13 protein-coding genes and 2 tRNA genes are annotated in these 18,339 nt (G+C 68.1%); 14 read left to right on the top strand and 1 reads right to left on the bottom strand.

Annotated features, from left to right (window positions below; genetic code table 11):
• The first annotated feature begins 34 nt into the window (after nt 1–34).
• The 14 genes from H6A07_RS04525 (at nt 35) to H6A07_RS04460 (ending at nt 15,902) form a co-directional block, all read left to right on the top strand.
• Nucleotides 35–1,315 (top strand): aminopeptidase, encoded by a 1,281-nt coding sequence (locus tag H6A07_RS04525; RefSeq protein ID WP_440589989.1) that lies wholly within the window; start codon nt 35–37, stop codon nt 1,313–1,315.
• A gap of 37 nt (nt 1,316–1,352) precedes the next feature.
• Nucleotides 1,353–1,428 (top strand) — tRNA-Lys (locus tag H6A07_RS04520).
• 346 nt (nt 1,429–1,774) lie between these two features.
• Nucleotides 1,775–3,004 carry an argininosuccinate synthase gene (locus H6A07_RS04515; RefSeq protein ID WP_204813745.1) on the top strand — a complete coding sequence of 410 codons (1,230 nt, stop codon included), beginning with the start codon at nt 1,775–1,777 and terminating at the stop codon, nt 3,002–3,004.
• 154 nt (nt 3,005–3,158) lie between these two features.
• Nucleotides 3,159–4,310 carry a hypothetical protein gene (locus tag H6A07_RS04510; RefSeq protein ID WP_204813744.1) on the top strand — a complete coding sequence of 384 codons (1,152 nt, stop codon included), beginning with the start codon at nt 3,159–3,161 and terminating at the stop codon, nt 4,308–4,310.
• A gap of 193 nt (nt 4,311–4,503) precedes the next feature.
• The gene (gene argH / locus H6A07_RS04505) at nt 4,504–5,895 is read left to right on the top strand and encodes an argininosuccinate lyase (protein ID WP_204813743.1); all 1,392 of its coding nucleotides are present in this window, start codon (nt 4,504–4,506) and stop codon (nt 5,893–5,895) included.
• Nucleotides 5,896–6,243: 348 nt separating this feature from the next.
• Nucleotides 6,244–7,590 carry an adenylosuccinate lyase gene (gene purB, locus H6A07_RS04500; RefSeq protein ID WP_204813742.1) on the top strand — a complete coding sequence of 449 codons (1,347 nt, stop codon included), beginning with the start codon at nt 6,244–6,246 and terminating at the stop codon, nt 7,588–7,590.
• 45 nt (nt 7,591–7,635) lie between these two features.
• Nucleotides 7,636–7,899, top strand: a complete 264-nt coding sequence (locus H6A07_RS04495; protein ID WP_204813741.1) for a TIGR03905 family TSCPD domain-containing protein — start codon at nt 7,636–7,638, stop codon at nt 7,897–7,899.
• A gap of 7 nt (nt 7,900–7,906) precedes the next feature.
• On the top strand, nt 7,907–9,115 hold the full coding sequence (locus tag H6A07_RS04490) for a twin-arginine translocation signal domain-containing protein (RefSeq protein ID WP_204813740.1): 1,209 nt from the start codon (nt 7,907–7,909) through the stop codon (nt 9,113–9,115).
• A gap of 86 nt (nt 9,116–9,201) precedes the next feature.
• Nucleotides 9,202–9,924: a response regulator transcription factor gene (locus H6A07_RS04485; RefSeq protein ID WP_204813739.1), complete on the top strand. Its 723-nt coding sequence runs from the start codon at nt 9,202–9,204 to the stop codon at nt 9,922–9,924.
• Between the two features lie 9 nt (nt 9,925–9,933).
• Nucleotides 9,934–11,454, top strand: coding sequence for a HAMP domain-containing sensor histidine kinase (locus H6A07_RS04480; protein ID WP_204813738.1), 1,521 nt, complete (start codon nt 9,934–9,936; stop codon nt 11,452–11,454).
• 141 nt (nt 11,455–11,595) lie between these two features.
• Entirely contained in the window at nt 11,596–14,097 is a 2,502-nt protein-coding gene (locus tag H6A07_RS04475) for a hypothetical protein (protein ID WP_204813737.1), read from the top strand.
• A gap of 136 nt (nt 14,098–14,233) precedes the next feature.
• Complete coding sequence (locus H6A07_RS04470) at nt 14,234–15,118, top strand: phosphoribosylaminoimidazolesuccinocarboxamide synthase (RefSeq protein WP_204813736.1); 885 nt, start codon at nt 14,234–14,236, stop codon at nt 15,116–15,118.
• Nucleotides 15,119–15,144: 26 nt separating this feature from the next.
• On the top strand, nt 15,145–15,786 hold the full coding sequence (locus tag H6A07_RS04465; protein WP_204813735.1) for an APC family permease: 642 nt from the start codon (nt 15,145–15,147) through the stop codon (nt 15,784–15,786).
• Nucleotides 15,787–15,826: 40 nt separating this feature from the next.
• A tRNA-Arg gene (locus H6A07_RS04460) sits at nt 15,827–15,902 on the top strand.
• Nucleotides 15,903–16,328: 426 nt separating this feature from the next.
• Here the strand turns inward: H6A07_RS04460 and pknB are convergent.
• The gene (pknB, locus tag H6A07_RS04455; RefSeq protein WP_204813734.1) at nt 16,329–18,266 is read right to left on the bottom strand and encodes a Stk1 family PASTA domain-containing Ser/Thr kinase; all 1,938 of its coding nucleotides are present in this window, start codon (nt 18,264–18,266) and stop codon (nt 16,329–16,331) included.
• Nucleotides 18,267–18,339: the final 73 nt, after the last annotated feature.

Below are 18,339 nucleotides of genomic sequence, written 5' to 3'. Positions count from 1 at the left end.
CGCCCCCGGGCGAGCACGAGCGAAAGGAACCAAGGTGGCAAGCATCCCCATGACCGACGAGGAGTGCCGCGTCGCGACCGAGCGGCTCTCCGAGCAGCTCGACCTCTACGCAAACCTCCTCGTGAGGAAGGGCGTCGCGCTGCGCGCCGGGCAGGAGCTCGTCCTGCAGGCGCCCGTCGAGCGGGCCGACTTCGCGCGCCGCGTGGTGCGCGCGGCGTACCGTCACGGCGCGGGCCACGTGACCGTCATCTGGGCGGACGACGAGGTGAGCCGCCTCACCTACGAGAGCTGCCCGCTCGAGTTCTTCGAGCACACGCCGTCCTGGCAGGTCGAGCAGCTCAACTCGCTCGCCGAGGCCGGCGCGGCGTTCCTGTTCCTGGAGGGCCAGGACCCCACGATCCTGCGCGGCATCGACCCCGCCAAGCCCGCCGCCGCGTCCCGCGCGCGCAACACCGAGTGCCGCTCCTTCCGCGACGGCATGGACTTCGGCCACAACGCCTGGTGCATCGCCGGCGTGCCCGTCCAGGCCTGGGCGCGCGAGGTCTTCCCCGAACTCTCCCCGGCCGAGGCGCTCTATCGCCTCTGGGTCCTCATCCTTGAGGTCTCCCGCGCCGACGGCGAGGACCCCGAGAGCGCCTGGGAGACGCATAACGCGTCCTTCGAGAAGACCAAGCGCTTCCTCAACGGCCACGCCTTCGACGCCCTGCGCTACGAGGCCGCCAACGGCACCAACCTCACGATCGGCCTGCCCGCCGGGCACATCTGGGACGGCGGCGCCGGGCGCACGCAGGACGGCGTGACGTTCTTCCCCAACATTCCCACCGAGGAGGTCTTCACCTCGCCGGACCGCCTGCGCGCGGACGGCGTGGTCCACTCAGCGCTGCCGCTCGTCCACGCCGGCCAGGTGGTGCGCGACTTCTGGCTGCGCTTCGAGGGCGGCGCCGTGGTCGACTTTGGCGCCGAGCAGGGCCGCGAGGTGCTGCGTCACGTCCTCGAGACCGACGAGGGCTCGCGCCGCCTCGGCGAGGTCGCGCTCGTCTCCAAGAACACGCCGATCCGCCAGAGCGACACGCTCTTCTACGACACCCTCTACGACGAGAACGCGAGCTGCCACCTCGCCCTCGGCATGGGCTTCCCCGAGTGCATCGCCGGCGGCCCCAAGCTCAGCAAGGAGGCCCTGCTCGAGCACGGCGTCAACCAGAGCAGCGCGCACGTCGACTTCATGGTGGGCTCGGACGACCTCACGATCACCGGCATCTGCGCCGACGGCACCGAGGTCCCCGTGTTCGTCAACGGCCAGTGGGCCTGGGAGTAGCCGCCGCGCGACCGCGCCGTGCTAGAATCGACACCACGCGCCCTTAGCTCAGCTGGCAGAGCAGGGGACTTTTAATCCCAAGGCCCAGGGTTCGAACCCCTGAGGGCGCACCAGAGCGCATCGGGCCGGACGTCCTTCTCGGCGTCCGGCCCTTCTTTGTGCCCTCCCGCGCCGGGAATGTTTCAAAAAGGAGTCACTTCTCGCTGCTCGCGGGCCGCTGTCCTATAGTCACCCACGTCAGACAGCCGCAGGCCAATAGCCTGCGCCCGCTCAACTACTGAGGAGGCCAACGTTCATGAACGTTCACAGCGCGCCCATGCCCGCTGCGGTCCTCCTCCTCGCCACCTCCCAGATGCGACGAATCTAGCCCGCGATGTCCCCTCGGCGCGCGCTGCCGCCCCGTGACCGACATCGTCGGGTTTCCCCTGTTCTGACACCCATCCCGTGAAAGGAAGCATCATGGCAGAGAAGGAAAAGGTCGTCCTCGCGTATTCCGGCGGACTGGACACGTCCGTCATCGTCAAGTGGCTGCAGGTCGAGAAGAACCTCGACGTCATTGCCATCTGCGGCAACGTGGGCCAGGACGAGAAGGACCTCTCCTGGATCAAGCAGAAGGCCCTCGACATGGGCGCCATCGCGTCCGAGGCCATCGACATGCGCGCCGAGTACGCCGAGAAGATCCTCTCCAAGGCCATCTGGGCCAACGGCAAGTACGAGGGCGTCTACCCGCTGCTCTCCGCGCTCTCCCGCCCGCTGATCTCCAAGCACCTCGTGGACATCGCGCACCAGTACGGCGCCAAGTACATCGCCCACGGCTGCACTGGCAAGGGCAACGACCAGGTGCGCTTCGAGACCTGCATCCGCGCGCTTGACCCCGAGCTGGAGATCATCGCTCCCGTGCGCGAGTGGGACCTCACCACGCGCGACTCCGAGATGGAGTGGGCCGAGGCCAACGGCGTGCCCGTGCCCACCACCAAGAAGAAGCCCTACTCCATCGACGACAACCTCTGGGGCCGCGCGATCGAGTGCGGCGTGCTTGAGGACACCTGGAACAAGCCGCCCGCGGACATCTGGACGATGACGGCCAACCTCGAGGACTGCCCGGCCGAGCCGGAGGAGGTCGTGATCAGCTTTGAGGAGGGCGTCCCCACCGCCATCAACGGCGAGAAGATGGACCTGCTCAGCCTCATCATCAAGGCCAACGAGATCGCCGGCCGCAACGGCTACGGCCGCATCGACATGATCGAGGACCGCGTCGTGGGCATCAAGAGCCGCGAGTGCTACGAGTGCCCGGCCGCGCTGCTGCTCATCCAGGCGCACCAGACGCTCGAGCAGCTCTGCCTCGACGCCGAGACCCTCAAGCAGAAGGCCAAGATGGACGTCGAGTGGGCCTCCACGGTCTACCGCGGCCTCTGGTTCTCCCAGAACCGCAACGCCATCGACGCGTACAACGCCTACACGCAGAAGTACGTGACCGGCGACGTCCGCATCATCCTCTGCAAGGGCGGCCTGTTCGTGGACGGCGTGCGCTCCGCCTACAGCCTCTACGACTACAACCTGGCCACCTACGACGAGGGCGACACCTTCGACCACACCGCCGCCGAGGGCTTCATCGTCCTCCACGGCCTGCAGTCCAAGACCTGGTCGCGCGTGCAGGGGCCGGGCAGCGGCCTGCAGCCCGTGCACTAGGCGCGGCGGGGCTGGGGTTCTCGGCACTGTGTGACCAATAGCATACACTGAGCGCCGCAAGCTGAAAGTTCTTCTCGCGTTTTGACGATAAGCGCGGCGCCAGTGTATGCTAATCTTGCCGAGAAGAACCTCCGCCCGCCACCCAAGGAACCCTATGCGCCTCTGCGTCTGCAAGCTCACCGCCCTGCGTGCCCTGCGCCAGCTGCGCAGCTCGAGCGCACGGCTGCCCGAGGCGCGCTGCGACCTTCCCGTGCCGGACCCGAGCCCCGCCTGCCGCTGGACGTCGCGCCTCGTGCCCGTGGAGCGCCTCGCGCTGGACGAGCGCCCCAGCGCCGAGCGGCGCATCGACGTGGCGGTCCCGACGCGCGACGCCCGGATCCAGGCGGGCTTTGTGGCCAACGCGCTCCACTCCAGGGGCTATCCAGCCGGCTCCTTCGTGGACCTGGGCGACGGACTGGTGATCCCCTGCCCGGAGCTGCTGTTCCTCGAGCTGGCCGGCGTGCTCATGCAGGACACCCTGGCCCTTCTTGCCTACGAGCTCTGCGGCACCTTCTCGCGCGACGCGCGCGACCCCCGGCTCGGGCCCGTCACCTACGACGTGGAGCCCGTCACCAGCGTCGCGCGCATCGCGACCTACCTGGACTCGTGCCCCGGGGTGCGCGGCGTGGCCGAGGCCCGGCGCGCCCTCGCCCGCGCCGCCGACAACGCCTGGTCGGCGCCGGAGTCCGTGATCGCGCTCATGGCCACCACGCCGATCGAGCGCTTTGGCTACGGCCTGGGCCGCGTGCGCCTCAACCGCCGCCGCGCCAACGACCGGGGCCTCGTCGCCCTCGGCACGCGCGCGTCCCGGGTGCCCGACATCGAGATCGCGGGCACCTCGGTCGGGCTCAACTACGACGGGCACGATCACCTTGACCTGGCGTCGATTGCCGAGGCAACGCCGGAGGACGTCTCCGAGGCCATGGCCGCCGTCCGCGGGAAGTACCGCGACGACCTGAGCCGCAACCGCGAGCTCGCCGCGCAGGGACGCATCGTGCTGCCGGTGACCAGCGAGGACCTGTTCGCGCCCGGCGGGCTTGACGCCGTGATGCTTGAGGCGATGATGGTGGCCGGGAGAATCGACGGCCGCCGGATGGCCGAGCTGGACTGCATGCTGCTCGAGTCGGACACGCTGTCTGTGGTTCGCCAGCTCACGATCTGGGCGCTGCTTCCCTGGCCGCAGGGCGCGCGGTATGCCGCAGAGCTCGTGCGCCTGCGCGGCGGCCGGAACGACCCCGAGGTCCACGACGAGGTCATCAAGTTCTGACTGCGGGCGCGGTGTTCTTCTCGCCGGGCGGGTTTTTGCGGCGCGATAGCATACACTGACGCACCGTAATTCCGCATATGCCGAGAAGAACTTTCAGGTAGTGGACGCCAGTGTATGCTAACGGCCACGACATCAGCGCAGCAGCATCGTTTGCTAAGCTGTACACGACAAAATCGCGGGCAAGGAGGCTGGCATGGCGCTGTGGGGCGGCAGGTTCGAGAAGGGCGTGGACGCGTTCACGCAGGAGTTCGGCGCGAGCCTCGAGGTCGACAAGAACATGGCGGCCCAGGACATCGCCGGTAGCCGCGCGCACGCGCGCATGCTCGCCGAGCAGGGCGTCATCTCCGCCGAGGACCAGGCCGCGATTGACGCGGGCCTCGCCGACATCGCGCGCCAGATCGAGGACGGCACCTTCGTCTGGGACGTCAACGACGAGGACGTCCACATGGCCGTCGAGGGCGCGCTCACCCGCGCGATCGGCGCGCCCGGCGGCCGGCTCCACACGGGCCGCTCCCGCAACGACCAGGTGGCCACCGACATCCGCCTGCTCGCCAAGGACCTCTGCGACCAGCTGCTCTCCGGCAATGTGGCCCTGCGCCGCGCGCTCGTGGAGACGGCCGACAAGAACCTCGACGTCGTCATGCCCGGCTACACGCACCTCCAGCACGCGCAGCCGGTGCTGCTCTCCCACCACCTGCTCGCCTACTTCTGGATGTTCACGCGCGACTTCACGCGTCTCGCCGCGGCGCGCACGGCGGCCGACGCCAACCCGCTCGGCGCTGCGGCGCTCGCCGGGACCACCTACCCGCTGAATCGCGACCGCACCACGGAGCTGCTCGGCTTCTCGCGCACGATCCCCAACTCGCTCGACGCCGTCTCCGACCGCGACTACCTGCTGGACCTGGAGTACGCCTGCGCCGTGAGCATGATGCACCTCTCGCGCCTCTGCGAGGAGATTGTTCTCTGGAGCTCCACGGAGTTCGGCTTCATCACGCTCTCGGACAGCTACTCCACCGGCTCCTCCATCATGCCGCAGAAGAAGAACCCGGACTTCGCCGAGCTCACGCGCGGCAAGTGCGGCCGCGTCTACGGCGACCTGATGGCGCTGCTCACCACGATGAAGTCGCTCCCGCTGGCGTACAACAAGGACCTCCAGGAGTGCAAGGAGGGCCCGCTCGACGCCGCGCGCACGCTCAGCGACTGCATGGAGATCGCTGCCGGCATGATCGAGACCATGACCGTGAACGCCGACGCCATGCTCGCCCAGGCGGGCACGGGTTTCTCGGCCGCCACGGACGTGGCCGACTACCTGGCCAAGAAGGGCATGCCCTTCCGTGAGGCACACCGCGTGGTGGGCGAGCTCGTGCTCTACTGCGAGAAGCACGGCAAGGGGCTCGAGGACCTCACGGCGGAGGAGTTCGCCGCCGCGAGCCCGCTCTTTGAGGCGGACATCGCACAGGACCTAGACCCGGCCGGCATCGCCAACGCGCGCGTGACCTACGGCGGCACCGGGCACGACGCGGTGGTCGTGCAGCTGGGCGAGGCCCGCGACGCGCTCGAGAAGGACGCCGCCTCGATGGCGTAGCGCCGGCCGAGAAGAACATGCGCCCGTGACGGAGGGCTTCCAGGAATCGCCGCCCTTGTCGTCCGTCGTTCTAGAAACGGCCGCCCTTGTCGCGCAGGCTTCCAGGAATCGCCGCCCTTGTTGCACGGGCTTCTTGGAATTGCGGCCCTTGTCGCAGGGCGTCCGGAAATCGCCGGGCTTGCGCGCCGTGATTCCGGGAATCGCCGACCTTGCGCGGCCGTCGTCCTTCTCGCCTGCGCAACCTCGCCAGTTCCTAGAGCCCGCCGGGACAAGCCCGCCAAAACCTAGACGCGTCCTGCCTGCGGTAGAATCGAGGGGTCAGCCGCGCAACCGCCGAGGAGGCCTCACATGATCGATCGCTACACCCGTCCCGAGATGGGCCACATCTTCTCCCTGGAGAACAAGTACCGCATCTGGCAGGAGATCGAGGTCCTGGCCTGCGAGGCGCACGCCGAGATGGGCAAGATCGGCATCACGCGCGAGGAGGCCGCCTGGATCCGCGAGCACGCGGACTTCAACAAGGACGAGGTCGACGCCATCGAGGCCGTGACCAACCACGACGTCATCGCCTTCCTCACCAACATGGGCGAGTACATCGACAAGGACGTCCCCGAGGGCGAGCCCAAGCCGTCCCGCTGGGTCCACTTTGGCATGACCTCCTCCGACCTCGGCGACACGGCCCTCTGCTACCAGCTCGTCCAGGCCACCGACCTCCTCATCGAGGACTGCCGCAAGCTCGGCGAGATCTGCCGCCGCCGCGCCTTCGAGGAGCGCGACACCCTCTGCGTGGGCCGCACGCACGGCATCCACGCCGAGCCCATGACCTTTGGCATGAAGTTCGGCAGCTGGGCGTGGGAGCTCAAGCGCGACTACGACCGCCTCAAGGACGCCCGCGCCAACGTGGCCTTTGGCGCCATCTCCGGCGCGGTGGGCACCTACAGCTCCATCGACCCGTTCGTGGAGGAGTACGTCTGCGAGCACCTGGGCCTGGTCCACGACCCGCTGTCCACGCAGGTCATCTCCCGCGACCACCACGCCTACCTCGCCGGCGTTCTGGCCACCACCGCCGCCACCTGCGAGCGCATCGCCACGGAGATCCGCAACCTCCAGAAGACCGACACCCTGGAGGCCGAGGAGCCGTTCCGCAAGGGCCAGAAGGGCAGCTCGGCCATGCCGCACAAGCGCAACCCCATCACGGTGGAGAAGGTCTGCGGCCTCTCCCGCGTGGTGAAGGCCAACGCACAGGTTGCCTTTGACAACGTGGCGCTCTGGCACGAGCGCGACATCTCCCACAGCTCCGCCGAGCGCGTGGCCCAGGCGGACAGCTTCATCGCGCTGGACCACATGTTCCAGTGCCTCATCCGCATCGTGGACGGCCTCATCCTCTACCCGGCGCAGATGCTCGCCAACCTCAACAAGACGCGCGGGCTCATCTACTCCTCCAAGGTGCTGCTCGCCCTGGTGGAGACCGGCATCACGCGCGAGGAGGCCTACGCGATCGTGCAGGAGAACGCCATGGCCACGTGGCGCGAGGTCCAGCAGTGCGAGGGCGGCACCACGTTCCGCGAGAAGCTCGAGGCCGACCCGCGTTGCACCGTCCCTGCCGCAGAGCTGGACAAGATCTTCGACCCGCGCGCGTTCCTCACCCGCGCCGGCGTGGTCTTTGACCGCCTGGAGCAGCTGAGCTTTGACTAACGTGGAAAAGGGACAGTCCCTATTCCACATCGAGAGGAGATAGAGATGCACTTCGACTACACGCCGCGCGGCGTCTGCTCGCGCGCCATCCACATCGACCTGTCCGACGACGGCACGACCATCGAGCACGTCTCCTTCGAGGGCGGCTGCAACGGCAACCTCAAGGCGATCGGCAAGCTCGTGGTCGGCCACCCCGTGGAAGAGATTGTGGGCATCCTGTCCGGCAACACCTGCGGCCCGCGCCCCACGTCCTGTGCCGATCAGCTCGCCCGCGCGCTCACCGAGGCGACCGCCGCCGCGCGCGGCTAGCCCCGCCATGCGCCTGCCCGTCCCCACACGCCGCACGTTCCTCAAGGGCGCGGCCGTCGGCTCGGCGGCCGCCGCCGCGACGGTCACCCTCCTCTCCGGCTGCACCCACACCACCGACGAGGAGGAGACCTCCGACCCGGTCGTGGTCGACGAGGACTCGGCCGAGAGCATCCTGGACACCTTTGAGAGCGTGGACCTCGCGCTCGTCGAGGAGGCGGCCTGGTCCTTCCCCCTGGGTAACGTGCTCCACCCGAGCGAGGGGACCTGGGTGCCCGTCACCACGGCCGGCTCCTCCGCCGCGCCCATGGTGAAGGCCTCGGCGCTCTCCCTCGCGTCGGGCCAGCTCGTCGAGGTGGTGTCCGAGCCGGTGGGCACGACCGCGACCACCGTGATCTACGACGTCCGCTGCTCGGACTACGCCTACGCCTGGGTCGAGCTCGACCTGCAGTCGCGCGCGTGGAAGCTCTACGCCGCGTCCTTCTCGGGCGGCGCGCTCGCCGACGACCCCGTCACGCTCTGGGAGTCGGACGCGGAGTACGACCCGGCGGCGGTCGCCGTGTCCGGCCGGACGGTCCTCTGGCAGGTGCAGCCCTCCGCGACCGGCTCGCACACGGCCGACCCCTCGCGCTGCTACGTGTGGCATCTCGGCGACGCGGAGGCCAAGGCGGCGGTGGAGTCGCCGGGGCGCTTTGCCACGGCGCCGAGCGTCTCGGGCGACGCCGTCATCCTCACCCCGCGCGTCCGCGCCGACGAGGGCGTCTTCTACGGCGTGACGGCCTACTCGCTCTCGGACGACCTTGCCACCCGCCTGGACCAGCTCGTCATGCCCCAGAACGTCCGCCCGTTCAAGGCCACGCGCGTCGGCGAGCGGTTTCTCGTCTCGGTTGAGGCCAGCTACAGCACCGGCGGCCTGCTCGGGCAGATGGGGACCTACGTCGGGACCGCCGACGGGGGCTTCTTCCGGCTCAACCGCGAGCCCTCCGAGATAGGCTGCGGGACCGGCGACACGGTCATCATCAAGAGCCTCGCCTCGTACTTCGTTGTCGACCTCGCCAAGCGGCAGTACGCGGTGCTCGGCTCGGCGGACCGCTCCGTCGACTACGGCGACTACCCCGCCCGCACGGGCGAGTGCGACCTCTTCGTCACCTACGCCACGGTCAAGGACGCCGACACGGGCTATCCGGCCACCGTGGCCGTACGCACCTTCCGCCTGTAAGGTCGCATCGAGCCCGCGCCGGTGGGGTACACTAGAGACACTTACGGGCCGCGCGTCGGCAACGCGAGAAAACCAGGGAGGCCAAGATGGCTTCAGACGAGAAGAAGATCCTGCTGGTCGAGGACGAGAAGGCGATCCGTGACGCCGTCGCGGCCTATCTCGAGCGCGAGAACTACATCGTGCGCGGGGTCGGTGACGGCCAGAGCGCGGTCGAGGAGTTCGAGAAGCACTCCTTCGACCTCGTGATCCTGGACCTGATGCTCCCCAAGCTCTCGGGCGAGCGCGTCTGCCGCGCCATCCGCGAGACCTCCAACGTGCCCATCATCATGCTCACGGCCAAGGGCGAGGTGGAGGACCGCATCATCGGCCTGGAGCTCGGCGCGGACGACTACCTGATCAAGCCCTTCTCGCCCCGCGAGCTCGTCGCGCGCGTCCGCGCGCTGCTGCGTCGCGCCCACACCGAGGCCGAGCCCGCGCTCGAGACGCTCGACTTCGGCGACCTCGTGATCGACATCTCCGGCCACAAGGTCCTCGTTGAGGGCAAGGAGGTCGACCTCACGGCCTCCGAGTTCAAGCTGCTCACCACCCTCGCGCGCTACCCGGGCCGCGTCTACACCCGCATGGAGCTGGTCGAGAAGGTCCTGGGCTACGACTTCGAGGGCTACGAGCGCACGATCGACTCCCACGTCAAGAACCTGCGCGCCAAGCTCGGCGACGACCCGCGCAACCCGCGCTGGCTCTACACCGTGCACGGCGTGGGCTACCGCTTCGAGGCGCCGGAGAAGCCGTCTGATTCCGCCACCAAGTAGGAAGCGGTCATGGCCGCAAAGTTCGTGACCGGGAGAAGGGCGCCCGCCGACGAGGGCGGCGAGCGGCCGTCCTCGGGCACCAGCTCGTGGAACACCATCAAGCGCCGTCCCAAGCGGGGCCGTCCCTACGTGACGAGCCTCACCTTCGCCTTCGCGCTCACCGCCATCATGACCGCGCTCGTGCTCGTGGCGGTTCTCGCCATCGTGTGGGAGCCGCAGTTCATGGCCTACACGCGCCAGAACATGCAGGGGCTGGCGGACTCCACGGCAGACGCCATCTCCGACGCCTACGCCGAGGCAGGCGAGATGAACGAGGAGGTCGCGGCCGTCGCGGGCTCCGCCTCGGCCGTCTCGTCGGAGATCGTGGTGCAGGTCACCACGACCGATGGGGAGATCCTCTACGACGACACGTGGGCCACCGGCCCGGGCCGGCTGCCCGGCGGCGGCTCACGCGCCTCGGCGACGGTGCCCACGGCAGAGAACGCCACGGTCAGCGCGGCCATCACGGCCCCCAGCGGCAAGATCGTGGGCACGGTCCGGCTCTGGGCGCTCGGGTCCGAGGCCCTCCTCACGAAGGCCGACGCCGCCTTCCGGACCAACTCCTACGGCGCCATCGCCACCGCCGCGGCCATCGCCGCCCTTCTCGCCTGCGTGATCGGGTACTTTGTGTCGCGGGCCATCTCCCGCCCGATCCAGTGCATCACCTCTACGGCCAAGCAGATCAGGAACGGTGACCTCACCGCCCGCTCCAAGGTCACGGGAACCGACGAGGTGGGCCAGCTCGGCGAGACCTTCGACGACATGGCGGGCACGATCGAGCGCGACCTCAAGCTCGAGCACCGCCTGACCGGCGACGTGGCGCACGAGCTGCGCACCCCGCTCATGGCGATGCAGGCCACCGTCGAGGCCATGCAGGACGGCGTGCTCCCGGCCGACGACGAGCACCTCGAGGTCGTGGCCACCGAGGTGCGCCGCCTCTCCCGCCTGATCGACGCGATGCTCAAGCTCTCCCGTCTGGAGAACGGCACGACCGAGCTCAAGAGCGAGCGGACCGACCTCGTCTACCTGGTGCGGAGCCTGGTCTCCTCGCAGCACCAGCTCTTCCACGAGAAGGGCCTCCACCTGCGCTTCGTGGACGAGACGCCCCACGGCGAGCTCTACGCCGACGTGGACCCCGACCTGTTGCGCGAGGCCATCGTCAACCTGATGAGCAACGCGATGCGCTACACCAACGCCGACGGCTGGGTGAAGGTCTCTCTGCGGCAGGACCACTCCGACGTGCTCATTGCCGTGCAGGACACGGGCATCGGCATCGCCAAGGAGGACATCCCGCAGACCTTCGCGCGCTTCTGGCGCTCCGACGTGAGCCGCGAGCGCGTGTCCGGCGGCCTGGGCGTGGGACTGGCCATCACCAAGGAGATCGTGGACCGGCACAACGGCACGATCCTCGTGGAGTCCGAGCTCGGGCGCGGCACCACCTTCACGCTGCGTATCCCGCAGCGCCGCGAGCGCAAGCAGCAAGAGCGGTAGCGCCGGGGCGGACTCTGTAAGGCGGGGGACGGACGTTGTTTACACAGCGTTACGCAACTCTTTCCAAATGATGCAAGGACCGAGACAACGCGTTCCTAGGGTTGTGTGGTGACACCTGACCACGCATGAGGAGGAACGCACATGACGAGAAACCAGCTGATGGCAAGCGCCCTCTCGGCCCTGATGATCGCGACGGCTGTCCCGGCGCCCGCCCTGGCGGAGGCCCTGGACCCCAGCGCCGGCGGTGCCGTCGCAGACGAGCAGGCCGTGGACGGCGACGAGGCCGACGATCTGGGTGACGCAATCGCCGAGGAAGTGCCCGCCGGGACCGAGGCCGAGGCGGAGGCCGTTGGGGAGGCGCCTGCCGGGACCGAGGTCGACGAGCCGGCGCCGGCCGAGAAGAACGAGGCGGCCGACGGGGAGACGGCGCCCGCGGCCGTGGAGACCGCAGATCCGGAGGCTCAGGCGGCGCCCGTCGCGCAGGCCGCCGGCGACCCGTACGAGACTGAGGCCCCCGCGCACGACGCGAGCACCCTTGCGCGCGTAACCAGCACGGTGAGCTACAAGTACGGCGCTGACGGCTTGAGCAACAGCACGTCGATCCTCTCGGCGGGCAACATCGCCTCCATCGGAGAGCCGACCAAGAACGAAAAGGGAGGCTGGGACGTCACGGTGACGCTTGACGCCCAGGCCACGGCGAGCGATTTCGGTCTGAGCAGCTGGCAGGTCGGGAGCAAGGACCCCAAGAGCGTCTACATCGACGCGGCCGCGTCCAAGCTCACCCTCACGTTCAGCACCGACTCCGCCACCGACGGTTCGTGGAGCTGCACGAGTTCCGCTCGTGCGAGCATCGTCTTCACCGACCAGGCATCTGCGCAGGCCCCCGCGTTCGACGTCAACGACGTGCTCGACGTCGACAATGCCGTGCACTACTACGCGAACGGCAGCACGAAGCACGCCACGAACATCGGGAGCATCAGCAACGTGGTGAGCTGGAGCCAGCCGGTCCGTCATGAGAATGCGAACATTCCGCGCCTTTCCTACTGGTCCGTTGACGTCACCATCAAGGGCGCGGGCACCACGGCGGAAGACTACGGCGTGCCGACCGGCTACCTCGGTCAGACGGACCCGTCCGAGTGGGTTTTTGACGACAGCCAGGAGAACGACCTCGTAACGACGTTCGTCCTCTATGACGGCCAGTCCAAGTGGCAGGCCGGCGCAGGTTCCTACGCCCTGCTCCACTTCAAGCACGATGTCGCCCCTGCCGCGCCGACTGCTGCCGAGGTCTCCAACATTGCAGGCATGGCAAACTATCGACTTCTGAACGCTGATGGCAGCGAGGGATACTCCGTGCGCTCCACTGCAGGCCAGCTTCCCGCTGAGCTCATCACCGTCGGGAACGTCTACAAGGCGGATGACGGCAATTACGCCGTCGACGTGACCGTGGACGCAAAGGAGACCCCTGCCGAGAACGGCTTTGTCCCGTCGGCGGGGTATACCGACGCCTACAAGCTCGTCGCTGATCAGTCCACGACCAAGATGACCCTCGAGTACCAGGACGGCGCATGGAACTACACCTGGCCGAACGTCATCCAGCTCACCTTCGCTCCCGTGGTCGGCCCTGCCTTCGACATAAACGCCCATGCCTACGACATCAACAACGTGGCATACGTGGTGTACGGCGAGGACGGTCAGGTCGAGTACCGCGGCAGCGTGAGCCTCTCGGCGCTCGGCGGCGTCAGCAAGGTCGAGAAAGAGGGCGAGCCCGAGCAGCAGGTTGACAGCACCTGGGCCGTGGTCGTGACGCTCGCGGAAGACACGCTCACCTCGCTCGACCAGACCGACGTCCCGGCGTATCAGCTCAAGCACGACAAGGGCGACTACGTCCTCGACCTCGCGTCCTCCGACCTCACGGGCACCTACCGCACGACGGGCTCCGGCACCACGTACACCATCGCGGGCACCGACCGTCCGACCTTCGTGTTCCGCTACAAGGCCCCGCAGGAGCCCCAGGCCCCTGCGTTTACCTACGACGGCACGGTTCCCGTGCGCTACGAGCTCCGCAACGCGGACGGAACCCTCATCACGAGTGGCACCACGACCAGGCACGACGAGCTGGCCTCCGTCTCTGACCCCTATCTTGACGAAGAGGGCAACTGGGCGGTCGACGCCTGGATGCCGACCCTCACGCCCGCAGGTCTCGGCATCGACGGCTCGACCCTCGGCGTCGACGACCTCGACGCGGCTTTCGCGCTGGACGAGGACGCCTCTAAGACTGCCGTCACGCTACGCACCGACGGTCAGGACGGCACGGTCTACCGCTGCGAGGGAGAGGACGGCCCGCTTTACGTCTACACGGCCAAGAGTCAGCTGGACCTGAGCGGGGAGCAGAAGCCCACCGACGAGAAGCCGGGCGACGTTCAGGACACCAAGACGGACGAGACGGACGAGACGGACGAGAAGGACGAGAAGGACGAGAAGGACGAGAAGGACGAGAAGGACGAGTCCGCTGACGAGGGCAAGGCGCTTCCCAGGACCTCCGACCCCTCCAGCCTCCAGAGCGTCGCCACTGCAGCCCTCTCCGGCATGAGTGCGCTTCTCGCCGCTCTGGGCGTCTCCTCCCGCCGGCGCAGGAACGGCTAGCTCACGAGGCCAGCAGGCAAATTGAGGCACGCATGAATTCGTCGGGGGCGGACCCAGCCGGGCCCGCCCCTTCGCCTGTTCTTCTCGCCGCGCTATACTGGTTGTTTGACTGAGACGCCGAGGAAAGGTGGCCGGAATGGCTGAGATGGAACTTCGCCCGGACTCGCACGGCAAGGTGCGTGACATCTACGACTGCGGCGACAAGCTGCTCATGGTGGCGTCCGACCGCATCAGCGCCTACGACTACATCCTGCCCGACGAGATTCCCTACAAGGGCGAGATCCTCACCCGCATCTCCGCGTTCTGGTTCGAGCGCTTCGCCGACCTCATCCCCAACCACATGATCTCCTGCGACGTGGCGGACCTGCCCGAGGAGTTCAAGCCCTACGCGGACTACCTCGCCGGCCGCTCCATGCTGGTCAAGAAGGCCCAGACCGTGCCCATCGAGTGCATCGTGCGCGGCTACCTCACCGGGTCCGGCAAGAAGACCTATGACCAGGACGGCACCGTCTGCGGCATCAAGCTGCCCGACGGCCTGACCGAGGCCTCCAAGCTCCCCGAGCCGATCTTCACCCCGTCCACCAAGGCGGAGCTCGGCGACCACGACGAGAACATCTCCTTCGAGCGCTGCTGCGAGATCGTGGGCACCGACGTCGCCGAGCAGCTGCGCGACGCGTCGCTCGCCATCTACAAGGCGGCCGCCGACTACGCGGCCGAGCAGGGCATCATCATCGCCGACACCAAGTTCGAGTTCGGCTTCATCGACGGCAGGCTCACGCTGATCGACGAGTGCCTCACGCCCGACTCCAGCCGCTTCTGGCCGGCCGACTCCTACGAGGAGGGAAAGGTCCAGCCCAGCTACGACAAGCAGTACGTCCGCGACTGGCTGCGCGCCAACTGGGACATGACCGGCGAGCCGCCGCGCATCCCCGCCGAGGTCATCAAGGGTACCTCCGACCGCTACCAGGAGGCGTTCCAGATCATCACCGGCACCGCGTTCGAGCCCGTCCGCGCCAACTAGCGGCGACGTCAAGCTAAGGAGTTCCATTGTCACTGAAAGACACCATCCAGGGCGCCCTCCAGGAGGCCGAGGGCAACGCCGCCGGCCGTCCCAAGAAGGAGGTCGAGGAGGTCGTCGGCGACGACGAGAAGAGGGGCTTCTCGCGCAGCTCCGCCGCCAAGGCCAAGCCCGCGCGCGAGGCGGCCGCCTCGGTCCGCACCGGCTCCAAGCCGCAGTCGTCCGGGCTCTTCGGGAAGTCCGAGAGCAAGGAGGAGAAGAAGGAGCGCCGCCGTCGCGAGCGCGAGGAGTCCGACATGCGCACCCGCGCCTACGACCTGCTCCTGCGCTCGATCCCCGAGTACCGCAGGACCGACCGCATCTTCTGGGTCGTCGTCGGCGTGGCCATGGTGTTCGCCGTCGCCTCGCTCGTGGGCATGTACGCGTTCGGCGAGGTCACCGACATCACGTCCGTGCACGGCATCGTCGCCACGGTCACGCTGGTGGCCGCCTACGCCCTCATCATCGGCGCCATCATCTACGACTTCGCCAAGCGCCGCCCCTTCCGCAAGCGCGCCCAGGCGCAGGTCAACGGCCTCACCGAGAAGCGCCTCGTCGAGCTCTTCGAGCAGGACCGCGCCGCGCAGGTCGCCAAGCAGGTGGCGCGGGAGGCCCGGCGCAAGAAGAAGTAGTTCTTGTCGGGCGGCGCCCCGGTGATAGAATGTCATTCACGCCTTCGTAGCTCAGGGGATAGAGCACCGCTCTCCTAAAGCGGGTGTCGGCCGTTCGAATCGGCCCGGGGGCACCAGAGTTTTCGCAGGTCAGTGGCCATGTGGCTGCTGGCCTGCTTTGCTGTCGGGGATGCTTCCCGTTTTGCCGGACCTTGTCCCAGGGGCTTCCGGGAATTCGCGACCGTGTTCCGCGTGCTTCTAGTAAATCGTGCCCTTGTCCCGCGTTGGTCCGAGAATCGCCGTCCTTGTCGTATTGTTGGGCGAGAAACTCTAGGAACTGGCGGCCTTGCGCGCCTCTGGCGCGCGTCCGTGGGACAAGCCCCGCGTTTCTCGGACGTCCCCGGAACAAGGCCGCCGATTCCGGGAACGCGCCCGCCTACCGCGTACCTGGGTCCGCTCGTGAATTCACCTGCGGCCCGTTTCTAACGCTCCGGCGAGAAGAACCCCCGCTCGTGAATTCACGAGCGGGGGCTGCGGCTGCAAGTCCGTTGGAAGGCGGAGCGCTACTCGGTGGTCTCGCCGCCCGAGGGAGTCTCGGGCTCGGGCGGCGTGGTCGTCTGCTGCGCCTCGGTCGTGAGCGTGATCGTGGAGCCGTAGGGCGCAGACCCCGTCGCGGACTGGGAGACGACGATGCCGTCGTTCGGCCCGTTGACCGTGACGTGGAAGCCGCTGTTGGTGAGCGCGGTGCTCGCCTGGCTCCCGGTCCAGCCCACGACGTTGGTCACGTCAACGTACTGGACGCCGAGCGAGACGGTGATCGTCACCGTGGAGCCCACGTCCGCCGACTCCCCGACGCCGGGGTTGACGGCCGTGACCGTGCCCTCGGGCGAAGAGGAGTAGTCCTCGTTCACGCTCACGACGAAGCCCTCGTCCTCGAGGCGCTGGCGCGCGCTGGACTCGGAGTCACCGATCACGTTGGGGATGACCTTCTGGCTGGCGCCGCTGGAGATGTGATAGGTGATCGTGGTGCCGGCGTCGACCATGGCGCCCGGCTCGGTGTCCTGCGAGGAGACCTTGCCCTTCTCGACCTCGTCGCTCTCCTCGTCGGCGCCCCGGTTGGGGGTGAGGTTGACCTTGGCGAGCGCGTCCTCGGCCTCCTCCTGCGTCATGTTCTGCAGGTCGGGGACCTCCACCTGCTCGATGGGCGTCGGGCCGTTGGAGACCTTGAAGTTGATGGTGCTGCCCTCGGGCATCTCGCGGTACGCCGCCGGGTCCTGCTCGCAGACCTTGCCCTTCTCGACGCTGTCGTTGTAGGTGTACTCGGGCTCGCCCGGCACGAAGCCGGCATCAGTGATGGCCTGCTCGGCCTGCTCCACGGTGAGGTTGGCGAGGTTGGGCACCGTCGCCGTGGCCGTGCCCGAGCCGAGCACCATGACGAGCGCGGCCACGATCAGCGCGACGGCCGCGATGCCGCCCACCACGCCGAGGATGACGTTGCGACGGTGCTTGCGCTGCCGCTCCGCCTCCTCCTCGGCGGCCTGGGCCGTGGCGCTCTGCGTGTAGAAGCGCCCCGTGCGCTCGGTGCGCGCCATCTGGGCGGTGCCGCCGACGCCCGCCGCGCTGCGGTCGAGCTTGTTGGTCGTCTGGACGGGCAGCATGGCGGTCGCGGAGTTCACGGCCTGCATGCGGCCGGCGAGGTAGTCGCGCAGCGTCCGGTAGAGCTCGTCGGCCGTCTGGAAGCGGTCGGCCGGGCTCTTCTGCATGCACTTGAGGATGATGGCCTCGAGCTGCGGGTCCACGGCGGGGTTGAGCTGGCTGGGCGGCTTGGGCTGCTCGTTGACCTGCTTGAGCGCCACGGAGATGGCGTCGTCGCCCTGGAAGGGGACCTGGCCGGTGGCCGCCTCGTACATCACGATGCCGAGCGAGTAGATGTCCGTGGTGGGGCCGAGCTCCTTGCCCTGCGTCTGCTCGGGGGAGACGTAGTGCGCGGTGCCGAGGACGGAGTTGTCCTGCGTGAGGTGGCTGTTCTTGGCGCGCGCGATGCCGAAGTCCATCACCTTGATGTTGCCGTCCGGCTGCACCATGATGTTCTGCGGCTTGATGTCGCGGTGGATGATGTCGTGCTTGTGCGCCACCGAGAGCGCCTGCGCGATCTGCGAGCCGATCTGCGCGACCTTCTTGCAGTCGAGCGCGCCGTGCTTGCGGATGCCGCTCTTGAGGTCGGTGCCGCGCAGGTACTCCATGACGATGTAGTAGGTGTCCGCGTCCTTGCCCCAGTCGTAGACGCTCACGATGTAGGGGCTCTGCAGCGCGGCGGCCGCCTGGGCCTCCTGCTTGAAGCGCGCGGCGAACGAGGGGTCGTTGGCGTACTGGGGCAGCATGGTCTTTATCGCCACCGTGCGCCCGAGTACCTCGTCGAGGCCGCGGTAGACCGTGGCCATGCCGCCCGCGCCGATCTTGTCCTGAACCTGGTAGCGTCCGCCAAGTAGCATCGCTGTCATCGTCTCTCCTATCCCTCGCGGGCGGGGCCCGCGTCGTATCGTCCGGTGTCGCGTCCGGTTGCGCCCATCATCG

The sequence above is a fragment of the Olsenella uli genome (genome assembly GCF_016899935.1).
Classification (GTDB): Bacteria; Actinomycetota; Coriobacteriia; order Coriobacteriales; family Atopobiaceae; genus Thermophilibacter; species Thermophilibacter uli_B.
The sequence above is the reverse complement of the archived record's forward strand: the minus strand, read 5'-3'. Positions and strand labels throughout refer to the sequence as shown.

Excerpts from the sequence above, each read along its gene's own strand:
- H6A07_RS04515 (WP_204813745.1), top strand. The coding sequence starts at position 1,775 with ATGGCAGAGAAGGAAAAGGTCGTCCTCGCGTATTCCGGCGGACTGGAC.
- H6A07_RS04510 (WP_204813744.1), top strand. The coding sequence starts at position 3,159 with ATGCGCCTCTGCGTCTGCAAGCTCACCGCCCTGCGTGCCCTGCGCCAG.
- argH (WP_204813743.1), top strand. The coding sequence starts at position 4,504 with ATGGCGCTGTGGGGCGGCAGGTTCGAGAAGGGCGTGGACGCGTTCACG.
- purB (WP_204813742.1), top strand. The coding sequence starts at position 6,244 with ATGATCGATCGCTACACCCGTCCCGAGATGGGCCACATCTTCTCCCTG.
- H6A07_RS04495 (WP_204813741.1), top strand. The coding sequence starts at position 7,636 with ATGCACTTCGACTACACGCCGCGCGGCGTCTGCTCGCGCGCCATCCAC.
- H6A07_RS04490 (WP_204813740.1), top strand. The coding sequence starts at position 7,907 with ATGCGCCTGCCCGTCCCCACACGCCGCACGTTCCTCAAGGGCGCGGCC.
- H6A07_RS04485 (WP_204813739.1), top strand. The coding sequence starts at position 9,202 with ATGGCTTCAGACGAGAAGAAGATCCTGCTGGTCGAGGACGAGAAGGCG.
- H6A07_RS04480 (WP_204813738.1), top strand. The coding sequence starts at position 9,934 with ATGGCCGCAAAGTTCGTGACCGGGAGAAGGGCGCCCGCCGACGAGGGC.
- H6A07_RS04475 (WP_204813737.1), top strand. The coding sequence starts at position 11,596 with ATGACGAGAAACCAGCTGATGGCAAGCGCCCTCTCGGCCCTGATGATC.
- H6A07_RS04470 (WP_204813736.1), top strand. The coding sequence starts at position 14,234 with ATGGCTGAGATGGAACTTCGCCCGGACTCGCACGGCAAGGTGCGTGAC.
- pknB (WP_204813734.1), bottom strand. The coding sequence starts at position 18,266 with ATGACAGCGATGCTACTTGGCGGACGCTACCAGGTTCAGGACAAGATC.